We start from the raw sequence: 1422 nt of genomic DNA, 5'->3' as shown, positions 1-1422 counted from the left end.
CTGGTGATAACAGCCAAGAGGCGTTTCAGTTCGTCCTGGGTGAGATACTTTATGGATTTGATGCTTGGCATAGCTTAATTATGGCACAAATCAACCATTCTGTGGAATCTTCGGCCTCCCTATCTGTTTCCCCAATGCTCGGGCATTGTTCATTCCAGCCTTAACCCTCTCGGTGAATCGTGCAGATGCCGCCGCTTGGCATTTCGGGCAAGTAACCTTTTTGCCAATTCTCCAGCCCAATCCTCGTGCTTCTTTGATTGCTTCCTTTTGTCGCCAATATGCGTTTACTAGATTAGCCGAGCAGAAGTCACAACTAATTACTGCCTGGTATTCTGTCCTAATTCCCATTTCTTAATTATTTCACAGTATAGGTATTTTGTGGAACCCCCTCGTCGATTTCAATGATCACCTTAATAATCTCATAGGCCACTTGTGGCACTATCGCATTTCCTAAACATTTAAGTCGGTCCACCCTATGGGGAATCCCATGAGCCACTCTACCCAGTTCGGGTTCAACTGCCCAGTAGTCGGGATCCCAGCGACTTCGCAAAACTTCGTTTTCCAATCCCCTGACATGGCATTGTGAGCCGCCTCGTTGTGGCTCCCCGTCTGTGGAGTTGGCCACATCTTGACGAGATTGCACAAACTGTCCTGTGGGGCATGGGTCCCTCTCTGGGTTTGCCCTTTCCAATCCCGTTCTTTGGGTGTAGGCATCATCTTGCACTGGCGACTTAGGTAGTCTGTTCTGCGGCCCGTTTCTAACCTTGAGGGCCTGAGTTGCCCCGGGCTGTTCCAGGTATCCTGTGCATTGGGGGTGGTCCAGAAAGGAGACAATCCAGATTCGGTCTCGTCTATGCCAGGCGTTGACGGCGCAAGCTGGAATAATAAGCGTTTCTGTGGCGTAACCCGCACCTTCCAGGTCAGATAGCACCGTGTCGAGTGCCAGGTTGATGATTCCAGTAACATTTTCAAGCAATACCCACTGGGGTCTGATTTCTTTAATAACTGCGATAGTTTGAGGCCAGAGGTAGCGGTCATCTCTTTCGCTTTGTCGGAGCCCGGCCACACTGAAAGGCTGGCAAGGGAAACCGGCGGTAACAAGGATGGCTGGGGATTGTGGTTTTGCACCTCCATTACCGGTATCTGTGCTTCTACTACTAAGTACCGGCCATGCTTCCCACTTATTTGGCTTGGTGTCGGCTTGGTACTCCGGTTCTCGTTTGGGCTGCTGCGTGGCGTTGGTAATAATTTCCTCACTACCACTGTCTGTAAGTCCTGCCCTCCCTGCCCGTGTATGCCGGGACTGTTGGCCGATTGTTTCTTCGGCGTTGGCAACAACCTCCTTAATTCGCTCGACATCCCTAATATCCTCTACTATCGGCACATTCGGCCAGTGCTTCCTCAAAACCTTCTGACAATACT

General features: G+C 50.6%; 1 protein-coding gene. It reads right to left on the bottom strand.

Annotation, left to right across the window (positions count from 1 at the left end; all coding sequences use genetic code 11):
- Positions 1-355 precede the first annotated feature (355 nt).
- A partial coding sequence (locus tag HWQ67_RS18455; protein ID WP_218254160.1) for a DNA cytosine methyltransferase occupies positions 356-1422 on the bottom strand: 1067 nt, incomplete at its 5' end.

The organism is Candidatus Magnetobacterium casense, from assembly GCF_019173545.1.
Lineage (GTDB): Bacteria > Nitrospirota > Thermodesulfovibrionia > Thermodesulfovibrionales > Magnetobacteriaceae > Magnetobacterium > Magnetobacterium cryptolimnobacter.
This window is presented reverse-complemented; position numbering and strand designations above follow the sequence as displayed.